This is a genomic window from Collimonas sp. OK242, from assembly GCF_900107095.1.
GTDB lineage: Bacteria > Pseudomonadota > Gammaproteobacteria > Burkholderiales > Burkholderiaceae_D > Collimonas.
Genome location: NZ_FNOR01000003.1, coordinates 60271 through 85089, shown reverse-complemented (window position 1 = coordinate 85089; position 24819 = coordinate 60271). Strand labels below are relative to the sequence as shown.

The following is a 24819-nucleotide window of genomic DNA, read 5'->3' as shown; positions in this document are numbered from 1 at the left end:
TGAGTGACTGAAGAAGAGGCACGGAAAATCGCCACCCATCGGCATTACAAGGGCGGCCTGTACCGCTACATCGGTGTCGCCAGGCACTCGGAAACCGAAGAGGCGATGGTGGTGTATGAACACCTGTGGCCGCATGCGCCCGGCCTGTGGGTGAGGCCCGCGGAGCTGTTCAACGGCTTGCTTGAGAATGGCGCACGGCGGTTCGCGCCGTTGTAAGACCACGTTGTAAGACCAGCATCAGGAATATAAAAAAACCGGGACGCTCCATCGAGCCTCCCGGTTTTTGTTTTTCAGGCGGTTCCAAGCTTACTGCTGAATTTACTGCCGCACGCAGTCCACGAAATAATCCCGCTTGCCATTCACTTCGCGCTTCACCAGACCGTGCACATCGGTCTCGAAGCCGGGGAATTTCTCGTTGAAATCCCGTGCAAACTTCAGGTAATCGACAATGGTCTTGTTGAACCGTTCGCCCGGGATCAACAGCGGAATGCCCGGCGGGTAAGGCGTCAGCAAGATCGAGGTGACACGGCCTTCGAGCAGGTCGATCGGCACGCGGTCGATTTCGCGGTGGGCCATTTTTGCAAAGGCGTCGGATGGCTTCATGGCAGGCTGCATGTCGGACAGGTACATCTCGGTGGTCAGGCGCGCCACGTCGTAGGATTTGTAGGTCTCATGGATCTGCTGGCACAGGTCGCGCAAGCCGAGCCGCTCGTAGCGCGCATTCTTGCCGTTATTGGCGGCTGCGAATTCAGGCAGGATGCGCCAGATCGGCTGGTTCTTGTCGTAATCGTCCTTGAACTGTTGCAGCGCGGTCAGCAACGTGTTCCAGCGGCCCTTGGTGATGCCGATGGTGAACATGATGAAGAACGAATACAGGCCGCATTTCTCGACGATAACGCCGTGCTCGGCCAGGTATTTGGTCACGATGGATGCCGGAATGCCGCTCTCGCCGAACTTGCCTTCCAGCGACAGGCCCGGCGTGACAATGGTGGCCTTGATCGGATCGAGCATGTTGAAGTTCGGCGCCAGGTTGCCGAAGCCGTGCCAGTCGTCTTCAGCGCGGATCACCCAGTCTTCGCGGCTGCCTATGCCATCTTCCGAAAAGCTGTTCGGTCCCCATACCTGGAACCACCAGTCCTTGCCCCATTCCTGGTCGATCTTCTTCATGGCGCGGCGGAAATCCAGCGCTTCCAGAATGCTTTCCTCGACCAGCGCCGTGCCGCCCGGCGCTTCCATCATGGCGGCGGCAACATCGCAAGAGGCGATGATCGAGTATTGCGGCGAAGTCGAAGTGTGCATCAGGTAGGCTTCGTTGAAGGCATCCTGATCCAGTTGCACGCTCTCGGATTCGCACACCAGGATTTGCGACGCCTGCGACAGGCCGGCCAGCAACTTGTGGGTCGACTGGGTCGAGAAGATCATCGATTTCTTGGCGCGCGGTCGATCTTTGCCGATCGCGTGCATGTCTTTGTAGAAATCATGGAAAGTCGCATGCGGCAGCCAGGCTTCGTCGAAATGCAAGGTGTCGATCTCGCCGTCGAGCATGTTCTTCAGGGTTTCGACGTTATAGATCACACCATCGTAAGTCGATTGGGTAATGGTCAGGATGCGCGGTTTCTTGTTGACAGCTTCGCGCGCAAACGGATTGGCCTCGATTTTCTTGCGGATGCTTTCCAGCGTGAACTCTTCCAGCGGAATCGGCCCGATGATGCCGAGGTGGTTGCGGGTCGGCATCAGGAACACCGGGATGGCGCCGGTCATGATGATCGAATGCAGGATCGATTTGTGGCAGTTGCGGTCAACCACCACGATATCGCCCGGCGCTACGGTCGAGTGCCACACCATCTTGTTGCTGGTGCTGGTGCCGTTGGTGACGAAATAGCAATGGTCGGCGTTGAAGATGCGCGCTGCATTGCGCTCTGAAGCGGCTACCGGGCCGGTATGGTCGAGCAGCTGGCCGAGTTCTTCAACCGCGTTGCAGACGTCGGCGCGCAGCATGTTTTCACCGAAGAACTGGTGGAACATCTGGCCGATAGGCGACTTCAGGAAGGCGACGCCGCCCGAATGTCCCGGGCAGTGCCAGGAGTAGGAACCGTCTTGCGCGTAGTGCACCAGCGCGCGGAAGAATGGCGGCGACAGGCCGTCCAGATACGCTTTGGCTTCGCGGATGATATGGCGTGCAACGAATTCCGGCGTGTCTTCAAACATGTGGATGAAGCCGTGCAGTTCGCGCAGGATGTCGTTTGGAATATGGCGCGAGGTGCGGGTTTCGCCGTACAGGTAGATCGGGATGTCGGCGTTCTTGTGGCGGATTTCTTCAACGAATGCGCGCAGCGATTTCAGCGCATGATCGGTTTCTTCAAACGAACCGGCGCCGAATTCTTCGTCGTCGATCGACAGGATAAAGGCCGATGCCCGCGATTGCTGCTGGGCGAACTGCGACAGGTCGCCGTAACTGGTGACACCCAATACCTCCATGCCTTCTGTCTCCATGGCGTCGGCGAGTGCGCGGATGCCGAGGCCGGAAGTGTTTTCAGAACGGAAGTCTTCGTCAATAATGACGATGGGGAAGCGGAATTTCATCAAGGTCTCCAAGAGACGGTGGTTGATAACAAGGCTGCCAATCGAAGTGGCGCTTAAAAGTCGTTGTCCCGGCCGGCGTTAAAAACGCTCCGGGGTATTGCCTGGGTAGGGCATGCAGCCTGCTGCTTCAGACATTGCCAGAGATGGAGGCAACGCCCAAAAAAGAAAGTCGAATTTTCGCAGATATGCACGGATTAGGGGATAAAGATGACGGAATTCCTGCAGAAAACAACAGATGCTATTCCGTCAACGGGTGCGGTCAGCTGCTGACCACGCTGAGGCCTGGCGCGCAGCGCTCATACACCACAAAAGCATAGTCAAAACCATTGGCGGCGGAATGATGGGTTTCACGCGACATTTCCTGCCATTGCTGCGGGTCGCGCGCCGGGAAAAAAGCGTCGCAATCGAAGCTGTGCTTGATTTCGGTGATGATCAGGCGTTGCGTCAATTCCTGTGCCGCGGCATAGATTTCGGCGCCGCCGATGATGAAGGCTTCGGCGTCGCCAACCATGGCCGCCGCGGCCGCCAGCGAGGGCGCGCTTTCGACGCCGTCGTGACGCCAGTCGGGATTGCGGGTGATGACGATATTGCGTCGTTGCGGCAAGGGCCGGCCTATCGATTCGAAGGTTTTACGGCCCATGATGATAGGGTGGCCCGAGGTAGTGCGTTTGAAGTGCGCCAGATCCTCCGGCAAATGCCAGGGCAGGGTGTTGCGGATGCCGATGCCGTTGTGAGCGTCGGTCGCGACGATAATGGTGAGGCGAGAAGTCATGGGCGCTGGTGCGTGGGCCTGCCGATTCGCAGGCTTGGGTAAAAAGGAGTGATATTACTATAAAGTCTTGGGCGGAACTTTGTGCGCTCGTCATTGCTCTTAAATGCCAGGGCTGGATAACTTAGCTTAAGACTAGCTAAGTGATGTTCAGCCAAGGTTAGCCAGGTCAGGGATTTTCCTCTTTTTCACTTTATGCTGCCGTTCTGCTGCAGATTTGCCGGTTTGGCAATTCCGTCATGCAATGGCATAAGCCTTGCATGATTTCAGTGCCGGCTCTAATAAAAAGCGTTGCTTACTAGTTTCTCGATGGACATAAAAAATGATGGAACACTGATAAACTACCGCCTGCTCTCGATGCTGCCGGCACAGGTAGGCGCGGGCAGGTCAATTCAGCAGTGTCAGATGGGAATCCAATGTATTTAAATTTGTTTCAGCGGACGCGATCGCGCACCTCCGTTCCAGCGCGGCTACGCATGGCGATCTTGCCAGTTGCCTTGCCGCTTGCCATGTTACTGCCGTTAGTTGGCGGCAACGCATTCGCTTTCGATTTCAATACCGTTGCCAAACAGGCAAAGACTCTTGCGGCAACATCCTATAGTAAGCCTGAGAGCAATCTGCCAAAAGAAATCAGCAATCTCGATTATGAGCAATATAAGGACATACGCTTCCGTCCGGAAAAATTTACCTGGCGCAACCAGAAACTGCCGTTTGAACTGGCCTTCTTTCACGAAGGATATTCTTTCGACCAGCCGGTGAAGATCAACGAGATCAACGGCGAGAGCGTGCGCGAAATCCGTTTCGATCCGAATGATTTCGATTATGGCGGCAACAAAATCGATACGAACAAGCTGCGTTCGCTGGGCTTCGCGGGATTCAGGGTGCATTACCCGCTGAATACGGCTAAATATAAGGACGAAGCGTTGTCGTTTCTTGGCGCCAGTTATTTCCGCGCCTTGGGTAAGGATCAAGGCTACGGGCTGTCGGCCAGAGGCCTGGCAATCGATACCGGATTGAGTTCGGGCGAGGAGTTTCCGCGCTTCACGGAGTTCTGGATCGAGCGGCCGAAAGCCGGCGACAAGGAACTGACCATTTACGCCTTGCTCAACTCGCGCCGCATCACCGGGGCATATCGCTTTGTGCTCAAGCCGGGCGCGGATACCGTGGTCGATGTCAAAGCCCAGCTGTACCTGCGCGAAAACGTCAGCAAGCTAGGACTGGCGCCGTTGACCAGCATGTATCTGCATGGCGATAACCAGCGCCCGCAAGGCGAAGATTACCGGCCCGAAGTGCACGACTCCGATGGCTTGTCGGTGGCCTCCGGCACTGGCGAATGGATCTGGCGGCCGCTGGTCAATCCGAAGCGGCTTTTGGTGACCTCTTACGCGCTCAGCAATCCGGCCGGCTTCGGTCTGATGCAGCGTGACCGCGACTTTGCGAGTTACCAGGACCTGGACGCCAGATATGAAAAGCGGCCTAGCGCCTGGGTCCAGCCCAAGGGTAGCTGGGGCAGCGGCAGGGTAGAACTGGTGCAGATCCCGACGCCGGATGAAACCAACGACAATGTGGTGGCGTTCTGGGTGCCGGAAACCGCGCCCAAGGTCGGCCAGCCCTTCAATCTGGAATACACTTTGTCATGGCAGAAGGAAGCCGAAAAGCGGCCGCCTTTGTCGTGGGTGACGCAGACCCGGCGCGGCTTCGGTTTCCAAAAAAAGAGCGACGACAACAGCATCGGCCTGGTAATCGATTTCGAAGGTCCGGTATTCAAGAAATTGTCTGACAAGGTCCAGCCCGAAGGCGTGGTCAGCGCCGACGACAATGGCAAGGTGCTGGAGACCAAGGTGTTCCGCAACGAGGTTAGCGGCGGCTGGCGCATGACGGTGCGCGTGCGCCGCAACGAAGACAACAAGCCGGTCGAACTGCGGGGATTTTTGCGCGGCGGCAGCACAACCTTATCTGAAACCTGGAGTTACATATTACCGCCCAACTAGACCGCAAGCAGCTGCCCGCGACGGGCCTGCCGGATATCTATGATCGCTATCTCGATCGCTTGCCCTTATCGGCGGAGCGGCGGGCAAATTTGTCTGAACAGCTGGCGGCGCATGGCAATGCCTCGATGACGGCCTTGCATCAGGTTTTGGCCAGGGACGGGCGTCAGGATGCGCCGGCGCTGCCTGAATTGGCTGACTTCAATCCGGCTTACGGGTCGGTGGCGGCCCGGCTGCAACTGGCTTTTGCGCAAACCGGCGCGGCCCAAGCGCATCGGACGCCGCAGATCAGCACCGATGCCGACGGCCGCGCCCGCATCGCCATCGCACCGCCGTTGCAGCGGACGCCGATCGTCGCCCATCCATGGGGAACTTTGAATCCATTGGTGCGTTGGATAGAAACCGCGAATAAGAAATTCGACTTGCGTCCGCGCGCCTCGCAGCGGCGCCATAAAAAAGCGCCGCGTTCGACTGAATTGCCAAAGCCGGAACCATTGCCCGTGGCTGAAGCCGACAGCCAGGATCAGCATCGGAGCAAGTCGCGCGGCAATCTGCGGCGCATCGTGCTGCTGCTGCTGATGCTGGCGCAGACTGCATTGGCGACGTATTTCATGAGCGCGGTGTTGCCGTATCACGGCGACAAGCCGCTGGAGCTGGTGACGCTGGGTCTGTTTGCCCTGTTGTTTTGCTGGGTCTCGGCGGGATTCTGGACCGCCATGGCAGGCTTTCTGGTGTTGATGCGCGGCAGCGATCGTTACGTGATTTCACGCGAAGATGCCGCGCCAGGACCGATTCCAGCCAGCGCCAGAACCGCGATCGTGATGCCGATCTGTAATGAGGATGTGACCAGGGTATTCGCCGGCCTGCGCGCCACCTACGAGTCGGTTGCCGCCAGCGGCGAACTGGATCGTTTCGATTTCTTCGTGTTGAGCGATAGCGGCGATAGCGATATCTGCAGCGCCGAACTGGACGCCTGGGCCAGCTTGTGCCAGACGGTAGGCGGCTTCGGCCGGATCTTTTACCGGCATCGGCGGCGCCGCGTCAAACGCAAGAGCGGCAATATCGATGATTTTTGCCGCCGCTGGGGCGGCAACTACAGCTACATGATCGTGCTTGATGCGGACAGCGTCATGAGCGGCAGCTGCCTGACTACCCTGGTGCGTTTGATGGAAGCCAATCCCACCGCCGGGATTGTCCAGACCGCACCGCGCGCCGCCGGCCGCGATACCTTGTACGCGCGGATTCAACAATTCTCGACGCGCGTATACGGCCCGTTGTTTACCGCCGGCCTGCATTACTGGCAGCTAGGCGAATCCCATTACTGGGGGCACAACGCAATCATTCGCCTGCGGCCGTTCATGGAACATTGCACACTGGCGCCGCTGCCCGGCGAGGGCGCGTTGGCGGGTGAAATCCTGTCGCATGACTTCGTCGAAGCGGCGTTGATGCGCCGCGCCGGCTGGGGCGTCTGGATCGCCTACGACCTGGCCGGCAGCTACGAGGAAATGCCGCCCAACCTGCTCGACGAACTGAAGCGCGACCGCCGCTGGTGCCAGGGCAACCTGATGAATTTCCGGCTGTTCCTGGCGCGCGGCATGCATGCCGTGCATCGCGCGGTGTTCGTGACCGGCGTCATGGCCTATCTGTCGGCGCCGCTGTGGTTCCTGTCGCTGATGCTGTCGACGGTATTGCTGGCGGTGCACACGCTGGTGGCGCCGGAATATTTCGTGACCCCAGGGCAGTTGTTCCCGGTTTGGCCCGAGTGGCATCCGGAGCGCGCCTTGGCCTTGTTCACGGCGACCGCAACCTTGCTCTTCCTGCCTAAGGTGTTGAGCGTGGTGCTGATCTGGGTCAAGGGCGCGCGCGAATTCGGCGGCGCCTTGCGCCTGACCGCCAGCATGATCATGGAACTGTTGTTCTCGATGCTGCTGGCGCCGGTGCGCATGCTGTTTCATACGCGCTTCGTGATCGCTGCCTTTCTTGGCTGGGCAATCAGCTGGAAGTCGCCGCCGCGCGAAGATGCTGAAACCAGCTGGGGCGAAGCGGTTCGCCGCCATGGCGGCCATACGCTGCTGGGGCTGCTGTGGGGCGGCGGCGTGTATTGGCTGGAGCCGGGATTCCTGTGGTGGTTGCTGCCCATCGTCGGCTCGCTGATGCTATCGATCCCGCTCTCGGTGTTCTCGAGCCGGGTTACGCTCGGCCGCAGCTTCCGCCGTGCGCGTTTGTTCGTGATTCCGGAAGAGGTCGATTTGCCGGCCGAACTGGCCGCCACCACGGTCTATAACGACAACGGTAAAGTCTTGGCCAAATTTAATGACGCGGTGATCGATCCGGTCATGAATGCCCTGGCGTGTGCGGCGGTGAGCGCACGCCCTGCTGTGCCGGCAGCCACCTTGGCGGCGCGTGCGGCGCTGCTTCAGGCCGCCTTGAAGGGCGGCCCGGACGGCTTGTCGCCGCGCCAAAAAAATGCTTTGCTGGACGATCCTTTGACGCTGTCCCAGCTGCATTTCGACATCTGGAATTCGGAGCAGGCCAACCGGCGCTGGCAATCGCTGCTGGCTGTTACAGCTGCTACAGCGGCCGCAACGCCTTGAGCCAGCCATCGTTTCAATCAATCAAGGAGCACCATGTTACGACGTGATTTTCTGAAAGCGTCGGCGGCACTTGCTGCCGCCGGCTTCCCTGCAAGTTCGCTGCTGGCAGCAGCTGCGCCAGCGCAATTGAAATTCCTGGGGCAGCCGCAAGCCTTCGATTACGCCTGGCTGAAAGGCCGTGCAAGGCAGCTCGCCAGCCAGCCTTATAAAGCACCGGAAAACCATATTCCGCCAGAGGTCAAGGCGCTCGACTGGGATCAATACCAGTCGATCAGCTATCGTGACGGCCATGCCTTGTGGAGTGACGATAAACTGCGTTTTCAGGCCAAGTTTTTCCATCTCGGCCTGTTCTTCAAGAGCCCGGTGCAGATCTACGAACTGAAGAACGGCCAGGCGCAGGAACTGGCTTACGATCCGGCGATGTTCAATTATGGCAAGAGCGGCCTGAAGGCCGATCACATGCCGAAGGACCTTGGCTTTGCCGGGTTCCGGGTGAATTTCCATACCGACCTGGAGCGCGATATCACGGCATTTCTGGGCGCCAGCTATTTCCGCGCGGTCGGCGCCGAATGGCAGTATGGCCTGTCGGCACGCGGCCTGGCCATCGATTGCGGCATGGAAAAGCCAGAAGAATTTCCAAACTTCACCAGCTTCTGGCTGGAGCGTCCCGCCAAGGATTCCGGCAAGCTGGTGGTCTATGCGCTGCTCGACTCGCCTAGCGTATCCGGCGCCTATCGCTTCGAAATCCAGCCGTCCGCCACCATGGTGATGGATGTCGACGTGGCGCTCTATCCGCGCAAGACCATCGAACGCATGGGCGTGGCGCCGCTGACCAGCATGTTCCAGTACGGCGAGAATGACCGCCGCATCGGCGCCAGCGACGACTGGCGTCCGGAAATCCACGACTCCGACGGTTTGGCCATGCAGCGCGGCAATGGCGAATGGATCTGGCGCCCGCTGACCAATCCCGAGCATCTGCGTTTCAACGCTTATCAGGATGAGAGTCCGCGCGGTTTCGGCTTGTTGCAGCGGGACCGCAATTTCGATCATTACCAGGATGACGGCGTGTTCTACGATCGTCGCCCAAGCTTGTGGGTAGAACCGAAATCGGGCTGGGGCAAAGGCGCGATACAATTGGTGGAAATCCCTACCGCTGACGAAACCTTCGACAACATCGTGGCGTTCTGGAATCCCGCCGACAAGCCGCAAGCCGGGCAGGAACGTTTGTTCGCCTATCGTCTGCATTGGGGCAGCAAGATGCCGTTTTCGCCGCCGCTGGCGCAAGTTGTGGCGACCCGCACCGGCATGGGCGGCGTGGTCGGCCAGAAGCGCGTTTACTATTCACGGCGTTTTGCAATCGATTTTGCCGGCGGCGACCTGGCTTTACTGGGCAAGGATGCCAAGGTGAAGGCGATGATCAGCGTCTCGCGCGGCAAGGTGGAAATCAGTTCTGCGCGTCCGCTGGACGCCATCCACGGTTATCGCGCGATGTTCGATTTGAAACCGGCCGATGACGGCGTCGAACCGATTGATCTGCGGGTCTATCTGGCGGCAGACGGCCAGCCGCTGAGTGAAACCTGGTTGTATCAGTGGACCCCGCCGGCACCTGCCACGCGTACTTACTAAAGCAAGTTTCGCATTGAGGGCAGCGCGGGCACAAATGCCCGCGCGTGACATCCAATAGACAACGACGCTTGTCTCGGACAACGCGCGGGTATTCGCGTCCACCCCGCGCAGCATTCAGAAGCGCCTGCCAAATTTACAATATACTGTTGGGCTTGGGCTAGCTTTTTGCCCTGCCTATTTTGGAGTATTTCCATGTTTGGATGGTTCGAAAGACTGTTGCATCCATATCCGGATGCCGTCATGACGCCGCCGCCGCGCGGCTTTTTTGCGTTTGTCTGGGCCTGCACCAAGGGTTTGCGCCCTTATATTATTGCCATGACCTTGCTGACCGCCGTTACCGGTGCGTTCGAGGCCTTGTTGTTCGCCATGATGGGACGGATTGTCGACTGGCTGGGCCACGTCGAGCCGTCGACCTTGTGGACCCATGAAAGCGGGAATCTGCTTTTGCTGGCGGGGATCTTGCTGGCCAGTCCGATCGTTGTCGCCTTGCAAAGCATGTTCAAGCAGCAAGCGCTGGCAGGGAATTTCCCGATGCTGCTGCGCTGGAAATTCCATCGCCTGATGCTGAATCAAAGCATGAATTTTTATCAGGACGAGTTCGCCGGCCGGGTTGCGACCAAAGTCATGCAGACTTCGCTGGCGGTGCGCGATGTCTGCATGATCCTGTGCGACATCCTGGTATTCGTGGTGATTTATTTTTTCACCATGGTGGCGGTGGTAGGCAGCTTTAACGGCTGGATGCTGGTGCCGTTCCTGAGTTGGCTGGTATTGTATAGCCTGGCTTTACGTCACTTTGTGCCACGCCTGAGCAAGGTCGCCAAGGCCCAGGCTGATGCGCGCTCCTTGATGACGGGCCGCATTACCGATGCGTACACCAACATTGCTACCGTCAAGCTGTTCTCGCATGCCGGCCGCGAGGCCGGTTACGCGCGCTCGGCGATGCAGGAGTTCTTGCTGACCGTGCATGGCCAGATGCGGCTGGTGACCGGCTTTGAAATCGTCAATCATGTCTTGAGCATGTTGCTGATCCTGAGTACCGCCGGCGCTGCGCTGTGGCTATGGACCCAAGGCCAGGTCGGCATCGGCGCGGTCGCTGCGGCGACGGCGATGGCTTTGCGCTTGAACGGCATCTCGCATTGGGTCATGTGGGAGTTTGCCTCGTTGTTTGAACAGGTCGGCACGGTGCAGGACGGCATCAATACCTTGTCGCGCCCGCATGCGGTGCAGGATCTGGCCGATGCCAAACCACTGCACGTGAAGCAAGGTACGGTGGATTTTGAGCGGGTCAGTTTTGCCTATGGCGGCCAGCGGCCGGTGATCGATCAGTTGTCCCTGCATATCCGTCCCGGTGAAAAGATCGGCCTGGTCGGACGTTCCGGCGCCGGCAAATCGACCATCGTCAACTTGCTGCTGCGTTTCTACGACGTTGAACAAGGCCGCATCCTGATCGATGGCCAGGACATTGCCCGCGTCACGCAAGACACCTTGCGGGCGCAGGTCGGCATGGTGACGCAGGATACCTCGCTGCTGCACCGCTCGGTGCGCGACAACCTGCTATACGGCCGTCCTGACGCCACCGACGCCGACATGCTGGTGGCGGCGCAACGTGCGGAGGCGCATGAATTTATTTTGACCCTGACCGATCCCAAAGGCCGCACCGGTTACGACGCCCATGTCGGCGAGCGCGGGGTCAAGCTGTCCGGCGGCCAGCGGCAACGGATCGCGATCGCTCGCGTGATGTTGAAAGATGCGCCTATCCTGCTGCTGGATGAAGCTACCAGTGCGCTCGATTCGGAAGTCGAAGCGGCGATTCAAGCCAGCTTGTACCGGCTGATGGAAGGCAAGACGGTGGTGGCGATTGCCCATCGCTTGTCGACCATCGCCGCCATGGATCGCCTGATCGTACTCGACCAGGGCCGCATCGTCGAAGAGGGCGATCACCGCAGCTTGCTGGAACGCGGTGGCCTGTACGCGCGCTTGTGGGCGCATCAGAGCGGCGGCTTCCTCGGCGAAGAGATAGATGAAGATGAGTTGCCGGGCGAGACGCAGGCTGTGTTAGCTTAAGGCGAACAAGAAATTGTACGTTGCCACTGAAATTTGATGAATCCTGAGTTTGTACCTTGAGTTTGCACCAATGACCGTTGAACCGACCGACAAATCTGCTTTACCCGCCGCTTTCAGCCACACCGGCCGGCGCTGGCTGACGGCAATCCTCGCGCTCCTGATTGCCCTGGGAGCGGGATTCCTGGTATGGAAAGCGTTCTGGCACAAACCGCCGCCGGCACCCAAGCCGATCCCGCTTGCTTTGCAGACTGAGGTGGTGCGGCGCGGCGACATCGAGCAAGCGGTGTTGGCCAACGGTAAATTGCAATTGCATAAATACAGCGATGTCGTGGCCCAGGTGTCGGGCCAGATCAAGGACGTGCTGGTGATGGTGGGCGACGAAGTCAAATCCGGCAAGATGGTGGTCGAGATCACGCCGACCTTGCCTTCGGCACGGCTGGAAAGCAACCGCGCCCAGCTAGCCAGATTGCAGGCGGAACTGGCGGACCAGCGGGCGCAGCTGGATTTTGCCGAATTGCAGTTCAAACGCCAGACACAGTTGAAAGCGGAGAACGCCACGCGCGAGGAATCCTACGAATCCAGCCGCATGAGCATGTATTCCGCATCGGCCCGGGTCGAGGCGATCAATGCCCAGATTCGCCAGATCGAAGCGACCTTGAAAGACGACGAATTGACCCGCAGCCATACCCAGGTGTTGGCGCCGATCGGCGGCACCGTGGTGTCGGTCGCGGCGCGTACCGGCCAGATGATCAATCCTGGCCAGACAACCGTGCCGCTGTTGCGGATTGCCGACCTGAGCCGGTTGACGGTGCAGGCCAGGGTGGCGGAAATCGACGTGCCGCTGTTACGCAAAGGGATGACGGCGTATTTCACTACTCCCGGCTACCCCGGCAAACGCTGGTCGGGCAAATTGCGGCAAGTGATCCCGGTGCCTGCCGATGGCTCGGGCGAACAAGGCAAGCAGACTTTTTACAATGTCTTGTTTGAAGTCGACAACCCGCAAGAAGAACTGATGAGCGGCATGAGCACGCAAGTCCGCTTCGTGCTGGCGCAGGTGCACGATGCCGTGATATTGCCGGTGAAGCTGCTAGGCAAGCCGGAAGCCGATGGCAGCTATGTGGTGAGGGTGGCCGACGCCGATCCGAAAGCGAATCGGCAAGCCAATCCGCGCAAGATAAAAATCGGCATTCGCAATGATCAGATAGCGCAGGTTTTGTCCGGGCTGGAGCCGGGTGAGCAGGTAGTGGTCAACGCGGTCCCCACGGTGGCTGCCGCGACGCCAGCGCCGACATCCGTGCCGGCGGTAATGAATGCCACGCCGTCGCCGGCTGCATCGGCGCCTAAAGCGCGTTGAGGGAATTGCATATGGATCATTTCTCTCGTCGCCGCTGGCCCGCCGCTGCCGCTTGTGCCAGCGTCTTGCTGTTGCTGAGCGCGTGTGCAAACCAGGTTCAGATTCGGGAAGCGACTCCCAGCGTCGAAATTCCCCAAAGCTGGGATCTGTCCGCCAACAACGGCGAGCAGGACTGGCCCGACAGCGGCTGGTGGAAGCTGTTTGGCAGCGATGAGTTGAGCCTGCTGGTGACGCAAGGGCAGGCCAGCAATCTGGAAATTGCCGCGGCCATCTCGCGTGTGCGGCAAGCCGAAGCGCAAGCACGGATTGCCGGCGCCCCGTTGCTGCCGAACGCGGACTTTTCAACCAGCGTCAATCGCGCGCTGCCGCTGGCTTCCAGCGGCAGTGCCGTCACCTCTACCAGCGGCTTGCTTGAAATCGGCTACGAAGTTGATTTCTGGGGCAAAAACAGAGCCGGACTGGTAGCTGCCGAAGCGTCTTTGCAAGCGAATCGCTATGACCGGGAAACGGTGGCGTTGACCGTCACCAGCGGTATCGTATCGACTTATCTGCAGGTGTTATCGCTGCGCGACCGGATCGAAATCGCCCAGAAAAACGTCGACAATGCAGAGCGCGTGCTGAAACTGGTAGCGGCGCAAAGCCGCGCCGGCTCGGCATCGCCGCTGGATCTGGCGCGGCAGCGCTCGGCGGTGGCCGGGCAAAAAGCCGTGATTCCCGATCTCAAACAGCAGGAGCGCGAAGCGCAGACTGCGCTGGCGATTTTGCTGGGGCGCCCGCCTCAGACGTTTACGGTCAACGAACCAGGGCTGGCCAAGATTCTGCTGCCGCAGGTAACCCCGGGTTTGCCGTCGGAACTGCTGTCGCGCCGTCCGGATATCCGTCATGCCGAAGCTGAGCTGGCAGCGGCCAACGCTAACGTCGCCGCTGCGCGCGCCGCCCTGTTTCCCAGCATCCGTCTGACCGGCTCGGCCGGCGGCCAAAGCAATGCGTTGCTGTCGCTGTTTAACGGCCCCAACATGCTGGTCAATCTGGGTGCCGGACTGGTCGCGCCTATTTTCGACGCCGGCCGCCTCAACAGCCAGCGTGACCTGGCGCTTGCGCAGAAGCAGGAGCTGGTGCAGATCTATCGTTCGACCGTGATTGCCGCGCTGTCCGAAGTCGACACCGCGTTGGGACAGATCCGCAGCCTGGATGAACAACGCCAGCTGAAAGTCACGGAAATGGAGCAGGCACGCTTTGCTTTCGATCTATCCGAAATTCGCTATCGTGTCGGCGCCGAGGATCTGATGACGGTGCTGGATACCCAGCGCTCGTTGTCGGAAGTGCAGAACGAACTCGGCCAGATCAAGCTGAAGCGCCTGAAAGCCACCGTGTCGCTCTACAAAGCCCTGGGCGGGGGCTGGCAGGATGTGCCTGCCGGCAAACCCGCTGTCGAGCCGACGCGGGGCAGCTAGTAAGCCAAAGTCTGACTACACAGCCACCGGCGCCTTGATGTGCGCCTGCGGGTGATAATCGACGATGTCGAAATCCTCAAAGCGGTAATCGAAAATCGACTCGGGATGGCGCTTGATTTCCAGGCGCGGCAGCGGGCCAGGCTTGCGCGACAACTGCTCTTCGACTTGCGCCGTGTGGTTGGAATACAAATGGCAATCGCCGCCAGTCCAGATAAAGTCGCCTGCCTCAAGCCCGCATTGCTGCGCCATCATATGGGTCAGCAAGGCGTAGGATGCGATGTTGAAAGGCACGCCAAGGAAAATATCGGCGCTGCGCTGGTACAACTGGCAAGACAGCTTGCCGTCGGCGACATAAAACTGAAAGAAGGCGTGGCAGGGCGGCAGTTTCATCTGCGGGATATCGGCGACATTCCAGGCCGAGACGATCAGCCGCCGCGAATCCGGATTGTTCTTGATTTGTTCAACTACTTGCTTGATCTGGTCGATATGTTCGCCGCCCGGGGTTGGCCAGGAGCGCCATTGATAGCCGTAGATCGGTCCCAGGTTGCCGTCGCTGTCGGCCCATTCGTCCCAGATTTTTACATCATTGTCTTTTAGATACTGGATGTTGGTGGAGCCGGCCAGAAACCAGATCAGTTCATGGATGATCGATCGCAGATGCAGTTTTTTAGTGGTCAGCAAGGGAAAACCGTCTTGCAGATTGAAACGCATCTGGTAGCCGAATACCGAGCGGGTGCCGGTGCCGGTGCGGTCGGTTTTGACAGTGCCATGTTGTTGCACATGACGCATGAGATCTAGGTATTGGCGCATTTTTTCTTGATAACGGAAATGGATTCCAAGATTGTAACGCATTGCCGCCATCGCTTTGCCGGCGGAGCGCATGCCGGCATTGTCATAGAAGTATCAAGCGCTGGCTTATGTTTGCCTCATGATTATTGTTCATACGTGAAGAAGATAAATGATTGATAATCAAAAGCGGATGGAATCGATTTTTCCGCTTGCGGCGTCTGAGCGACAGTTACAAATTAATGATTTTAGGCATGAACTTTTTGCGGATGATCTTCTCGAAAGCTGGAGACCTCTGTCTTACAACTTTGTCTCACCCGGTCATTTGCTTATTTTGTTTTCATTTTTTTATGTGGCAGCGCTGGCCCATTAGTGCACGCAACACCATCCAGGAGATCCCATGCTTAAATCAGATACATTTTTCGGCGGCAAGCGCGAAACACCGACACCTAATTCACCATTCAGCGCCAGCAGCAACCTGACTTCCGGCGGCACGTCCAACATTCCAAAGGCTAGCACTCCTGTGAGCACTTCTGCCAGCCACTCGTCGTCGAGCACCAATGAGGTCGGCAGCAAACTGATCGTCGGCCCGAACATAAAACTCAAGGGCGTTGAGATCACCGATTGCGACACCTTGGTGGTGGAAGGCCGGGTTGAAGCGACAATGAATTCGCGCGTCATTCATATCGCGGAAAAAGGCGCATTCAAGGGTTCGGCTGAAATCGACCTGGCCGAAATCTACGGCGAATTCGATGGCGACCTGACTGTCCGCGAAAAGCTGGTGATTTATTCGACCGGCAAGGTTTCCGGCAAAATCCGCTATGGCAAGGTTGTCATCGAAGAAGGCGGCCAACTGACCGGCGAAGTGCAAGTAGGCACAGGCAGCCCGGCCAGCGCCAAGCCGGCTGCGGTTACTGCGGTAGCATAAAGTTGATTTCTGGTTAACTCCAGGTCAGCGTTCAGGCTGACCGGCCGCGGATAGCGGCCGGGACTATCTGGTTTTGCCTGTCCGTTGCTGTTTTTACCAATTGACCAGAGTGGCGACCAAGCCACCCTGGTTTTTTTGTCATGTGCAGGCAGGCATGCGACAATAGCGCTTTTGGCTCAACGCTAAAGCGCTTCCCGCCTCACACAAAATCATGAGCTATCCAGAATACATTCTCACCTTGTCCTGCCTCGATCAGCGCGGAATCGTCCATCGCGTCTCCGGTTTTCTGGCGGACCACGGTTGCAATATCATCGATTCAGCCCAGTTTGGCGACGCCCAGTCCGCACTGTTTTTCATGCGCGTGCATTTCTCCTGCGAGGATGCAACGGTTACCGACGAGCGCCTGAGGGCAGAATTTTCCTCCCTGGGCGATACCATGCAAATGCATTGGCAATTGCATGATGCGCACAAGAAGCCGCGCATGATGCTGATGGTGTCGAAAATCGGCCATTGCCTGAATGATTTGCTGTTCCGCTACAAGAGCGGCTTGCTGCCGGTGGAAATTTCGGCAATCGTGTCGAATCACACGGATTTTTATCAGCTGGCCGCCAGCTATAACATTCCCTTCCACCATCTGCCATTGGCCGCAGGTGCATCAGCTGCAGCCAAACAGGCGCAGGAAGCGCGGGTGATGGAAATTGTCGAGGGCAATAATATCGATCTGGTGGTGTTGGCGCGCTATATGCAAATCCTGTCGCCGGCCATGTGCACTGCGCTGACGGGGCGGGCAATCAATATCCATCATTCCTTCTTGCCTAGTTTCAAAGGCGCCAAACCCTACTACCAGGCGCATGATCGCGGCGTGAAGCTGATCGGCGCCACCGCCCATTTCGTCACCGGCGACCTGGATGAAGGTCCGATCATCGAACAGGACGTGGCACGGGTTGATCACGCGATGGAACCTGAGACCTTGACCGCAATCGGGCGCGACGTTGAATGCGTGGTGCTGGCGAGAGCGGTGAAATGGTTTATCGAGCACAGGATTTTGCTCAACGGGCACAAGACGGTGGTGTTCAAGTAAGCAAATAAATAAGCAAGCAGCGAAAAAAAATGGCCTCAATGTGAATTGAGGCCATTTTTTTATAACATCGCAGCGATGTGCCTGCCGGCGCTGGCGATCATCAACGCAAAGCGTCTACCATTTTTTCCAGCTTGACTGCGTCCGTGCTGAACTGGCGTATGCCTTCCGCCAGTTTTTCGGTCGCCATTGCATCGTCGTTCAACATGGTGCGGAAAGTGGTTTCGTCCAGGTCGATTTTTTCCAGAGTGCTCTGTTGCGCGGCTTCCGGGCTGAGTTTACGGCTGACCGGGGCATCGCTTTCCGCCAGATTCCGCAGCAGGTCGGGACTGATGGTGAGCAGGTCGCAACCGGCCAGTTCGACGATTTGCGAGGTATTGCGGAAGCTGGCGCCCATGACTTCGGTGGCGTAGCCGTATTTGCGGAAATAGCTGTAGATCTGTTTGACCGACTGCACGCCAGGATCGTCGGCGCCGATGTAATCCTGGCCGCTGGATTTCTTGTGCCAGTCGTAGATACGGCCGACGAATGGCGAGATCAGCTGCACGTTGGCTTCGGCGCAGGCAATTGCCTGCGGCAATGAAAACAACAAGGTCAGGTTGCAATGGATGCCGGCCTTCTGCAGCACTTCGGCAGCGCGTATGCCTTCCCAGGTAGAGGCGATCTTGATCAGCACGCGTTCACGGTCTATGCCTGCGGCTTCATACAGCTTGATCAGGGCGTGCCCTTTGGCTATGGTGCCTTGGGTATTGAACGACAGGCGCGCATCGGTTTCGGTTGAAACCCGGCCCGGAATGATTTTCAGGATCTCCTTGCCGAATGTGATCAGCAAATGATCGATGATGTCGGTGGTCGATTGCTGGCTGTGCGCCTTCACTGTCTGGCTCAGCAGCGGCTGGTACTCCGGCTTCTGTACCGCTTTCAGGATCAGCGACGGATTGGTGGTGGCGTCGCGCGGCGCAAACGCCTGGATGGACTGAAAGTCGCCGGTGTCGGCAACGATGGTGGTGAATTGCTTGAGTTGTTCGAGTTGGTTCATGGCGGCGTAGAAAAACAGAACTGTTGGTTGGGATTGCGGCGCGGAACGACAGTGGAAATACTTTCCCGCCATTCTACGCAATTTATGCTTGCCCAACACAGTTGGAGCGACGAGCAGATGGCCAGATCAGCAATATCCTATATTCTGATCTGGCGAGCCTGCATCAGGGCCTACGTCATGGAACTACTTCACGCCATCAGCGAATCCGGTCCTCGGTCTCGGCATCAAACAGGACTGCCTTCGACAGGTCGAACGCCAGCTGCATCTGATCCTTAGGTTTAGCCGCGGCACGCGGATGCGTACGGCAAGTTACGCGGGCGTTATTGAAGTTGGTAAACACCAGCGTATCAGGGCCGGTAGGTTCAGTCAGCTCCACCGTGCAGCCGACTTCGGTCGGATGATAGTTGCCATGGCTGTCATTGGATTCCGAACCGCGTGCGCTTTGAGCGTCAGTGACGTGTTCCGGGCGGATGCCGAGGATGATTTCGCGGCCGATCCAGGAAGCGATTTTCGGATCTTGTGCTTGCGCCGGCGCCAGTGGCAGCAGGGTTTTTTGCCCTGCATGCTCGAGTTCGAATGCCGGACCATGGCCATTCGCCACCAGATTGCCGCGCATGAAATTCATTGACGGCGAGCCGATGAAGCCGGCCACGAACAGGTTGCTAGGGTTGTCATAGATTTCTTGCGGACTGCCGAACTGCTGCACCACGCCGTCTTTCATCACGGCGATGCGGTCGCCCAGGGTCATCGCTTCAATCTGGTCATGCGTGACATACACGATGGTGCTGCCCAGGCGCTGATGCATCAGCTTGATTTCCGCGCGCATCTCGACCCGCAGCTTGGCGTCCAGGTTGGACAGCGGTTCGTCGAACAGGAACAGGGATGGGTCGCGTGCGATGGCGCGGCCCATGGCGACGCGCTGCCGTTGACCGCCGGACAACAGCGCCGGCTTGCGATCCAGCAGATGCGTGATTTGCAGCGTGGTGGCGACGCGTTCGACGATCTGCTTTTGTTCCGCTTTCGGTACCTTGCGGATGCCCAGGCCAAACGAAATGTTCTCGCGCACCGTCATGGTCGGATACAAGGCGTAGGACTGGAACACCATGGCGATGTCGCGCTCTTTGGGCGGCACATCGTTGACGCAGCGGTCGCCGATCATGATCTGTCCCTCGGACACCGTTTCGAGTCCGGCGATCATGTTCAGCAGGGTTGATTTGCCGCAGCCGGAGCCGCCGACCAGGATCAGAAACTGGCCGTCTTCGATTTCCAGGTCGATGCCCTTGAGGACTTCATTGCCGTTCGGGTAGACCTTGCGCACATTGCGAATTGATAAGCTTGCCATTATTAAATCATTCCTTAAATTTTATTCTCAACCCTTGACCGCACCAGCAGTCAGGCCGCGCACAAAGTATTTACCAGCCAGCAGATACACCACCAAGGTCGGCAGCGCGGCAATGATCGCCGCCGCCATGTTGACGTTGTATTCGGTGACGCCGGTAGATGTATTGACCAGGTTGTTCAACGCAACCGTGACCGGCTTGGCATCGGAGCCGCCGAACACCACGCCGAACAGGAAGTCGTTCCAGATTTGCGTGAATTGCCAGATGAAGCAGACCATGAAAATCGGCAGCGACAAGGGGAAAATGATTTTGCGATAGGTCATGAAGAAGCCCGCACCATCGATTCTTGCCGCCTTGACCAGCTCTTCCGGCACCGTTACGTAGTAATTGCGGAAGAACAGCGTGGTAAAGGCGATACCGTAGACGATATGGACAAATACCAGGCCGGTTGTGGTGTTGGCCAGGTTGACGGTGCCCAGCAGGCGCGCCATCGGCAGGATCACGACCTGGAATGGAATGAAACAACCCACCATCAAGGCCGTGAACAGGACTTCCGAACCGCGGAAGCGCCAGTGCGCCAGCACGTAGCCGTTAAGCGAACCGAGCAGGGTTGAAATCAAGACGGCCGGCACCGATATCTTGATCGAGTTCCAGAAAAACGGCTCCAGGCCGTTACAGTCGACACCGGTGCACGCAGTGCTCCATGCTTTGCCCCAGGCAGCGCCGGTCGGCGACATCGGCAACGACAGCAAATTGCCGGAACGGATTTCGTCCAGGGTTTTTACCGAGGTGCTCAACATCACATACAGCGGCGCCAGATAGTATAGCGCGCACAAAATCAGCAGGCCGTAAATCACTACGCGGCCGACGCTGAGCTTGCTGTTTTCGTTATAGATGGTGTTGCTGGTGCTGTTAGCGGCCATTGCGCGCTCCTTTGGTTTCCAGGTACATCATGGGCACCAGCACTGCCAGTACGGTTGCCAGCATCATCATGGCTGAGGCTGCGCCTAATCCAAGCTGACCGCGTGAGAAGGAAAACTGATACATGAAAATTGCCGGCAGGTCGGAAGAGGTTCCGGGACCGCCTGCGGTCAGCGCCATGACCAAGTCAAAGCTCTTGATGGCGATATGGGCCAGCACCAGCAACACGCTGAAGAATACCGGCCGCAGCGCCGGAATCACGATGCGCCGATAGATGGTCGGCAAGCTGGCGCCGTCGACCATGGCAGCTTTGATGATGCTGTCGTCGATGCCGCGCAGGCCGGCCAGGAACAAGGCCATCACGAATCCGGAGGATTGCCAGACGCCGGCGATCACTACCGTATAGATCGAAAAATCGGAATTCACCAGCCAGTCGAAATGGAAATTGGCGAAGCCCCAGTCGTGCATCATTTTTTCCAGGCCCAGGCCCGGATTCAAAATCCACTTCCAGGCGGCGCCGGTTACGATGAACGAGAGCGCCATCGGATACAGGTAGATCGCGCGCAATGCACCTTCGGCGCGGATTCTCTGGTCCAGGAAGATCGCCATGATGAGGCCGATGGCCAGGCAGAACAGAATGAACAAGCCGCCGAAGATGCCCAGGTTGGCGGCGGCGACCCACCAGCGATCCAGGCCGAACAGCGTGACATATTGATTGAAGCCGGAAATTTCGTAGTTCGGCAGCATCCGTGAATTGGTCAGCGACAACCAGGCAGTGACGCCAATGAAGCCATATACAAAGACCAGCGACAGGATGATGGTGGGCGACAGTACGATGCGTGGTAACCAGGCATCGGCGATTGCCGCAATGCGCCCTTGCTGCTTGGGCGTGTTGCTTGTACTCCCGACAGCGGCAGCTGTATAGGGGAGGGTGTGATCGGACATGCAAGTCTCCTGAAGCAGGATCGGAGCCGGCGCAAGAAGTAAAGCTTAGGAAGCACAGCTTAACAGCAGTGGCGCTGCTATTTCTTCATGCGCGGCGGGCGCCGAAGACGATCTTACTCGCTTCGGCCCCTGCTCTTGTTACGCTATTGAACAAATGATGTGTAAATGATATTTAAATAATATTAAATAAAATACATCAACAACTATCAAGCAATTACACTTATTGCGTCTTTGCCGCTTTTGCCAGGGCCTGTGCCGCAGCTTGCGAGCTCATGTTCGAATTCATGAACTTGGAAACCACGTCAAGAATAGCACCTTGCACCGCAGAATTGACTGCCATGCCATGCGCCATGCTTGGCTCCAGTGTGCCGGCTTTGCTGGACGAAGCCATGTCGTCCATCGACTTGACGGCGCAGCTGTCGAATTTTGTGCGCGGGATATCAGGACGCACAGGGATCGAACCCTTGTTCAAATTGAAGATTTCCTGGAACTCAGGGCTCATGATGGCGGTTGCCAGAGTCAGCTGAGCTTTTTGCGAATCAGGATTCTTGACCTTGAACATGGCGATCGAATCGATGTTGTAGGTGTATGACTTGTCGGTGCCAGGCGCTGCTACGCACAGGTAGTCCTTGCCTGGTTGTTTACCGGCAGCGGTGAATTCGCCTTTCGCCCAGTCGCCCATGAATTGCATGCCAGCCTTGCCGTTGATGACCATCGCGGTCGCCAGGTTCCAGTCGCGGCCTGCTGCGTTCTTGTCGATATAACCCTTGATCTTGCCCAGCGTGTCGAAGGTCTTGATCATGGTTGGACCGGTCAGGGTTGCCGGATCGAGCTTGACCAGGGCCTTGTTGTAGAAATCGGCGCCGCCTACGCCCAGCGCAACGGTTTCAAATACCGTCGCATCTTGCCAAGGCTGGCCGCCGTGGGCGATAGCGACAAAACCGGCTTTCTGGATCTTGTCTGCGGCGTCAAAGAATTCAGGCCAGGTAGTCGGCGTTTTGGCGCCGGCTTTTTTCAGGACTTCAGGATTGATCCAGAGCCAGTTGACGCGGTGCACGTTGACCGGCGCCGCCACGTAGTGACCTTGGTACTTCATCGTGTTGGAGACGACTTTCGGCAACAGCGCATCCCATTTGCCTGCGGTAGCTGCAGCATCGATATTGGCCAGCACGCCTTCCTGGCCCCATTCCTGGATCGACGGGCCTTTGATCTGTGCCGCTGTCGGAGGGCTGCCGGCGATGACGCGGGCTTTCAGCGCGGTAGTTGCGTTTTCACCGGCGCCGCCGGCAACTGCAAAATCCTTCCAGGTCACGCCCTTGGCTTCCATGATTTTTTTCAATTCGGCGACCGATTTGGCTTCGCCGCCCGAGGTCCAGTAATGAAGCACTTCGACTTCTGCCGCGTGAACCGCGGCGGCGCTGGACAATAGCGCCGTAGTTGCGAATACCGATTTTATTATTTGACTCAGTTTCATTCTTGTCTCCTGGTTGAGTTGTGTCTGCGATGAATACTTAATTACCTGTGATGGCAAGTTTTGCTAAAGCCCGCCTGCACCTTGGATGGGCTGCAGGCATGCTTGAGCTTAACTTGGCACTACTAAATGGCACTACTTCCTTACTCTCACTTCAAACCCGCTTACACACAGTGGCGCTTCATTATTGCAGAACACCATTCTTGCGCATCAGCTGAATCCTGCGCAAATCACCGCCCCTGTGTATCATGTGGAAAAACTAGTAAAACTACATGCGATCTTGAATTTTCCTGCAAATATACCGGAATTACTCTTTTCGCCGCTTGTAATTGTAGTAATGCTACATTAATATTGCAATATAAGTTTTTTATTTATTACAAAAATTTTGATGCAACCATCTACTCCTTTTACTTTTACGCTTTTCGGAGCGACCGGCGACTTATCCATGCGGAAGATCCTTCCCGCGTTATTTGTTGCCCATCGGGAAGGAAAGTTGCATCAGGACGGCCGCATCATCTGCGTCGCCAAGCAGGATTTCAGTCAGGAAGATTACCTGGCCTGGGTCAGCAAGAACGCCATTCCGTATGTGAAAGGCGGGCTGGCGGCTGCGCAGGACGAGGCGCTCTGGCAAAGTTTTCTGGCGCGCATCACTTATTTGCCCTTGGATCTGCTGGACCGCGCCGGTTATCAGTTGCTGGCAAAGGCGCTGGCAGCCAGCAAAGCGGTGTCGGTGTTTTATCTGGCGACTTCGCCGTCGTTGTTCGAGCCGATCTGCGCCAATCTCGCCGCCAGCGATATCGATCTGTCGCAGGCGCGGCTGGTGCTGGAGAAACCGCTCGGCCATGATTTGCCGTCTTCGCGGGCGATCAACGATGCGGTAGCCCGCGTCTTCGCCGAAGACCAGATTTATCGCATCGATCATTACCTGGGCAAGGAGGCGGTGCAAAACCTGCTGGCTTTGCGTTTTGCCAACTCGCTGTTTGAACCGCTGTGGCGGCGCGAGTCGGTGGCCCACGTGCAACTGACGATAGCCGAGCAGCTGGGCGTTGAGGGCCGCGGCGAGTTCTACGACGGCACCGGCGCCATGCGCGACATGGTGCAAAACCATTTGCTGCAATTGCTGTGCATGGTGGCGATGGAGCCGCCGACCTCGTTGGATGCGGATGCGGTGCGGGACGAGAAATTGCGTGTGTTGCGCGCCTTGAAGCCGTTTTCGCCGGAAGATATGGAGCTGAAAGCCGTGCGCGGCCAGTATGTGTCGGGCGCAGTCGACGGGCAATCGGTCGCGGCTTATCAGCAGGAGCCTGGGGTGGCCGCCCAATCGCAGAGGGAAACTTTCGTCGCGCTGCATGCCGAGATCAACAACTGGCGTTGGGCCGGGGTGCCGTTCTTCTTGCGCACGGGCAAGCGTCTGGCGCAGCGCACGGCGGAAATCGTGATCACCTTCCGGCCTATCCCGCACGCCATTTTGCCGATGCCAGGCGGGCAGGCCGGGGGCAGCAGCAACCGCCTGGTGATTCGCCTGCAGCCGGACGAATCGATTCAACTGCATTGCCTGGCAAAACAGCCCGGCGACGGCATGACGGTGCAGCCGGTAGCGCTTGACCTGGCGTTTGACCAGGCTTTCAAGCAGCGCCGGGCAGAAGCGTATGAGCGCTTGTTGCTGGATGCAATTCGTGGAAATTTGTCTTTGTTCGTGCGGCGCGACGAACAGGAAGCAGCCTGGCGCTGGGTAGAGCCGCTGCTGCACCATTGGCAAAGCAGTTCGTCTCAGCCTAAACCCTATATGGCAGGCAGCTGGGGACCGACAGCGTCGTTTGCGATGATGGCGCGGGCAGGTGCCCAGTGGCCGGAAGATCGTTGAGTTGCCTGATTGAAA

The 24819-nt window shown here is 57.8% G+C and carries 19 protein-coding genes; 11 read left to right on the top strand and 8 right to left on the bottom strand.

Going from position 1 to position 24819, the window contains the following annotated elements; all coding sequences use genetic code 11:
- The first annotated feature begins 3 nt into the window (after nt 1-3).
- Nucleotides 4-216 carry a DUF1653 domain-containing protein gene (locus BLV81_RS03540; protein ID WP_092352492.1) on the top strand — a complete coding sequence of 71 codons (213 nt, stop codon included), beginning with the start codon at nt 4-6 and terminating at the stop codon, nt 214-216.
- Between the two features lie 102 nt (nt 217-318).
- Here the strand turns inward: BLV81_RS03540 and BLV81_RS03535 are convergent, their stop codons facing one another.
- Both BLV81_RS03535 and BLV81_RS03530 read right to left on the bottom strand, forming a co-directional pair.
- A complete protein-coding gene (locus tag BLV81_RS03535; protein WP_092352490.1) occupies nt 319-2583 on the bottom strand; it encodes an arginine/lysine/ornithine decarboxylase in 2265 nt (754 codons plus the stop codon).
- A gap of 259 nt (nt 2584-2842) precedes the next feature.
- Nucleotides 2843-3355, bottom strand: coding sequence for a dihydrofolate reductase (locus BLV81_RS03530; protein WP_092352488.1), 513 nt, complete (start codon nt 3353-3355; stop codon nt 2843-2845).
- A 473-nt stretch (nt 3356-3828) separates the two neighbouring features.
- Here BLV81_RS03530 and BLV81_RS03525 point away from each other — a divergent pair, with 473 nt between their 5' ends.
- The 6 genes from BLV81_RS03525 to BLV81_RS03500 all read left to right on the top strand — a co-directional run bounded on the left by BLV81_RS03525 (nt 3829) and on the right by BLV81_RS03500 (nt 14432).
- Nucleotides 3829-5343 carry a glucan biosynthesis protein G gene (locus BLV81_RS03525; RefSeq protein WP_255364924.1) on the top strand — a complete coding sequence of 505 codons (1515 nt, stop codon included), beginning with the start codon at nt 3829-3831 and terminating at the stop codon, nt 5341-5343.
- The gene (mdoH, locus tag BLV81_RS03520; RefSeq protein ID WP_369823805.1) at nt 5316-7934 is read left to right on the top strand and encodes a glucans biosynthesis glucosyltransferase MdoH; all 2619 of its coding nucleotides are present in this window, start codon (nt 5316-5318) and stop codon (nt 7932-7934) included. Before BLV81_RS03525 ends, mdoH begins: the two co-directional genes overlap by 28 nt.
- 33 nt (nt 7935-7967) lie before the next feature.
- Entirely contained in the window at nt 7968-9560 is a 1593-nt protein-coding gene (locus BLV81_RS03515) for an OpgD/OpgG family glucan biosynthesis protein (protein ID WP_092352482.1), read from the top strand.
- Between the two features lie 192 nt (nt 9561-9752).
- On the top strand, nt 9753-11624 hold the full coding sequence (locus BLV81_RS03510; protein ID WP_092352480.1) for an ABC transporter ATP-binding protein: 1872 nt from the start codon (nt 9753-9755) through the stop codon (nt 11622-11624).
- 70 nt (nt 11625-11694) lie between these two features.
- Nucleotides 11695-12978 carry an efflux RND transporter periplasmic adaptor subunit gene (locus tag BLV81_RS03505; protein WP_092352478.1) on the top strand — a complete coding sequence of 428 codons (1284 nt, stop codon included), beginning with the start codon at nt 11695-11697 and terminating at the stop codon, nt 12976-12978.
- Nucleotides 12979-12989: 11 nt separating this feature from the next.
- Nucleotides 12990-14432 carry an efflux transporter outer membrane subunit gene (locus BLV81_RS03500; protein WP_092352476.1) on the top strand — a complete coding sequence of 481 codons (1443 nt, stop codon included), beginning with the start codon at nt 12990-12992 and terminating at the stop codon, nt 14430-14432.
- A 15-nt stretch (nt 14433-14447) separates the two neighbouring features.
- On the opposite strand, the gene BLV81_RS03495 is transcribed toward BLV81_RS03500, so the two are convergent.
- Nucleotides 14448-15242 (bottom strand): thymidylate synthase, encoded by a 795-nt coding sequence (locus BLV81_RS03495; protein WP_092352887.1) that lies wholly within the window; start codon nt 15240-15242, stop codon nt 14448-14450.
- Nucleotides 15243-15390: 148 nt separating this feature from the next.
- Here BLV81_RS03495 and BLV81_RS03490 point away from each other — a divergent pair, with 148 nt between their 5' ends.
- The 3 genes from BLV81_RS03490 to purU all read left to right on the top strand — a co-directional run bounded on the left by BLV81_RS03490 (nt 15391) and on the right by purU (nt 17227).
- On the top strand, nt 15391-15591 hold the full coding sequence (locus BLV81_RS03490; RefSeq protein WP_092352474.1) for a hypothetical protein: 201 nt from the start codon (nt 15391-15393) through the stop codon (nt 15589-15591).
- A gap of 27 nt (nt 15592-15618) precedes the next feature.
- On the top strand, nt 15619-16146 hold the full coding sequence (locus tag BLV81_RS03485) for a bactofilin family protein (protein WP_092352472.1): 528 nt from the start codon (nt 15619-15621) through the stop codon (nt 16144-16146).
- Between the two features lie 211 nt (nt 16147-16357).
- Nucleotides 16358-17227 (top strand): formyltetrahydrofolate deformylase, encoded by an 870-nt coding sequence (gene purU, locus BLV81_RS03480; protein ID WP_092352470.1) that lies wholly within the window; start codon nt 16358-16360, stop codon nt 17225-17227.
- A gap of 100 nt (nt 17228-17327) precedes the next feature.
- Here purU and tal read toward each other — a convergent pair whose 3' ends face one another.
- From tal to BLV81_RS03455, 5 genes are all read right to left on the bottom strand, one after another.
- Complete coding sequence (gene tal / locus BLV81_RS03475) at nt 17328-18263, bottom strand: transaldolase (RefSeq protein WP_092352468.1); 936 nt, start codon at nt 18261-18263, stop codon at nt 17328-17330.
- 196 nt (nt 18264-18459) lie between these two features.
- Nucleotides 18460-19605: an ABC transporter ATP-binding protein gene (locus tag BLV81_RS03470; RefSeq protein ID WP_092352466.1), complete on the bottom strand. Its 1146-nt coding sequence runs from the start codon at nt 19603-19605 to the stop codon at nt 18460-18462.
- Between the two features lie 27 nt (nt 19606-19632).
- Nucleotides 19633-20526 (bottom strand): carbohydrate ABC transporter permease, encoded by an 894-nt coding sequence (locus tag BLV81_RS03465; RefSeq protein WP_092352464.1) that lies wholly within the window; start codon nt 20524-20526, stop codon nt 19633-19635.
- A complete protein-coding gene (locus tag BLV81_RS03460; protein ID WP_255364922.1) occupies nt 20516-21469 on the bottom strand; it encodes a carbohydrate ABC transporter permease in 954 nt (317 codons plus the stop codon). The genes BLV81_RS03465 and BLV81_RS03460 overlap by 11 nt, the downstream gene beginning before the upstream one ends.
- Before the next feature lie 220 nt (nt 21470-21689).
- A complete protein-coding gene (locus BLV81_RS03455; protein WP_092352462.1) occupies nt 21690-22943 on the bottom strand; it encodes an ABC transporter substrate-binding protein in 1254 nt (417 codons plus the stop codon).
- 385 nt (nt 22944-23328) lie between these two features.
- Between BLV81_RS03455 and zwf the strand changes: the two genes are divergently transcribed.
- Nucleotides 23329-24804 carry a glucose-6-phosphate dehydrogenase gene (zwf, locus tag BLV81_RS03450; protein WP_092352460.1) on the top strand — a complete coding sequence of 492 codons (1476 nt, stop codon included), beginning with the start codon at nt 23329-23331 and terminating at the stop codon, nt 24802-24804.
- Nucleotides 24805-24819 lie beyond the last annotated feature (15 nt).

What these genes read in the sequence shown, in the direction of transcription:
- BLV81_RS03455 (WP_092352462.1), bottom strand. Translation starts at nt 22,943, where the DNA reads ATGAAACTGAGTCAAATAATAAAATCGGTATTCGCAACTACGGCGCTA.
- BLV81_RS03530 (WP_092352488.1), bottom strand. Translation starts at nt 3,355, where the DNA reads ATGACTTCTCGCCTCACCATTATCGTCGCGACCGACGCTCACAACGGC.
- zwf (WP_092352460.1), top strand. Translation starts at nt 23,329, where the DNA reads ATGCAACCATCTACTCCTTTTACTTTTACGCTTTTCGGAGCGACCGGC.
- BLV81_RS03535 (WP_092352490.1), bottom strand. Translation starts at nt 2,583, where the DNA reads ATGAAATTCCGCTTCCCCATCGTCATTATTGACGAAGACTTCCGTTCT.
- BLV81_RS03485 (WP_092352472.1), top strand. Translation starts at nt 15,619, where the DNA reads ATGCTTAAATCAGATACATTTTTCGGCGGCAAGCGCGAAACACCGACA.
- BLV81_RS03505 (WP_092352478.1), top strand. Translation starts at nt 11,695, where the DNA reads ATGACCGTTGAACCGACCGACAAATCTGCTTTACCCGCCGCTTTCAGC.
- BLV81_RS03500 (WP_092352476.1), top strand. Translation starts at nt 12,990, where the DNA reads ATGGATCATTTCTCTCGTCGCCGCTGGCCCGCCGCTGCCGCTTGTGCC.
- BLV81_RS03495 (WP_092352887.1), bottom strand. Translation starts at nt 15,242, where the DNA reads ATGCGCCAATACCTAGATCTCATGCGTCATGTGCAACAACATGGCACT.
- tal (WP_092352468.1), bottom strand. Translation starts at nt 18,263, where the DNA reads ATGAACCAACTCGAACAACTCAAGCAATTCACCACCATCGTTGCCGAC.
- BLV81_RS03515 (WP_092352482.1), top strand. Translation starts at nt 7,968, where the DNA reads ATGTTACGACGTGATTTTCTGAAAGCGTCGGCGGCACTTGCTGCCGCC.
- BLV81_RS03465 (WP_092352464.1), bottom strand. Translation starts at nt 20,526, where the DNA reads ATGGCCGCTAACAGCACCAGCAACACCATCTATAACGAAAACAGCAAG.
- purU (WP_092352470.1), top strand. Translation starts at nt 16,358, where the DNA reads ATGAGCTATCCAGAATACATTCTCACCTTGTCCTGCCTCGATCAGCGC.
- BLV81_RS03490 (WP_092352474.1), top strand. Translation starts at nt 15,391, where the DNA reads ATGATTGATAATCAAAAGCGGATGGAATCGATTTTTCCGCTTGCGGCG.
- BLV81_RS03525 (WP_255364924.1), top strand. Translation starts at nt 3,829, where the DNA reads ATGGCGATCTTGCCAGTTGCCTTGCCGCTTGCCATGTTACTGCCGTTA.
- BLV81_RS03510 (WP_092352480.1), top strand. Translation starts at nt 9,753, where the DNA reads ATGTTTGGATGGTTCGAAAGACTGTTGCATCCATATCCGGATGCCGTC.
- BLV81_RS03460 (WP_255364922.1), bottom strand. Translation starts at nt 21,469, where the DNA reads ATGTCCGATCACACCCTCCCCTATACAGCTGCCGCTGTCGGGAGTACA.
- BLV81_RS03470 (WP_092352466.1), bottom strand. Translation starts at nt 19,605, where the DNA reads ATGGCAAGCTTATCAATTCGCAATGTGCGCAAGGTCTACCCGAACGGC.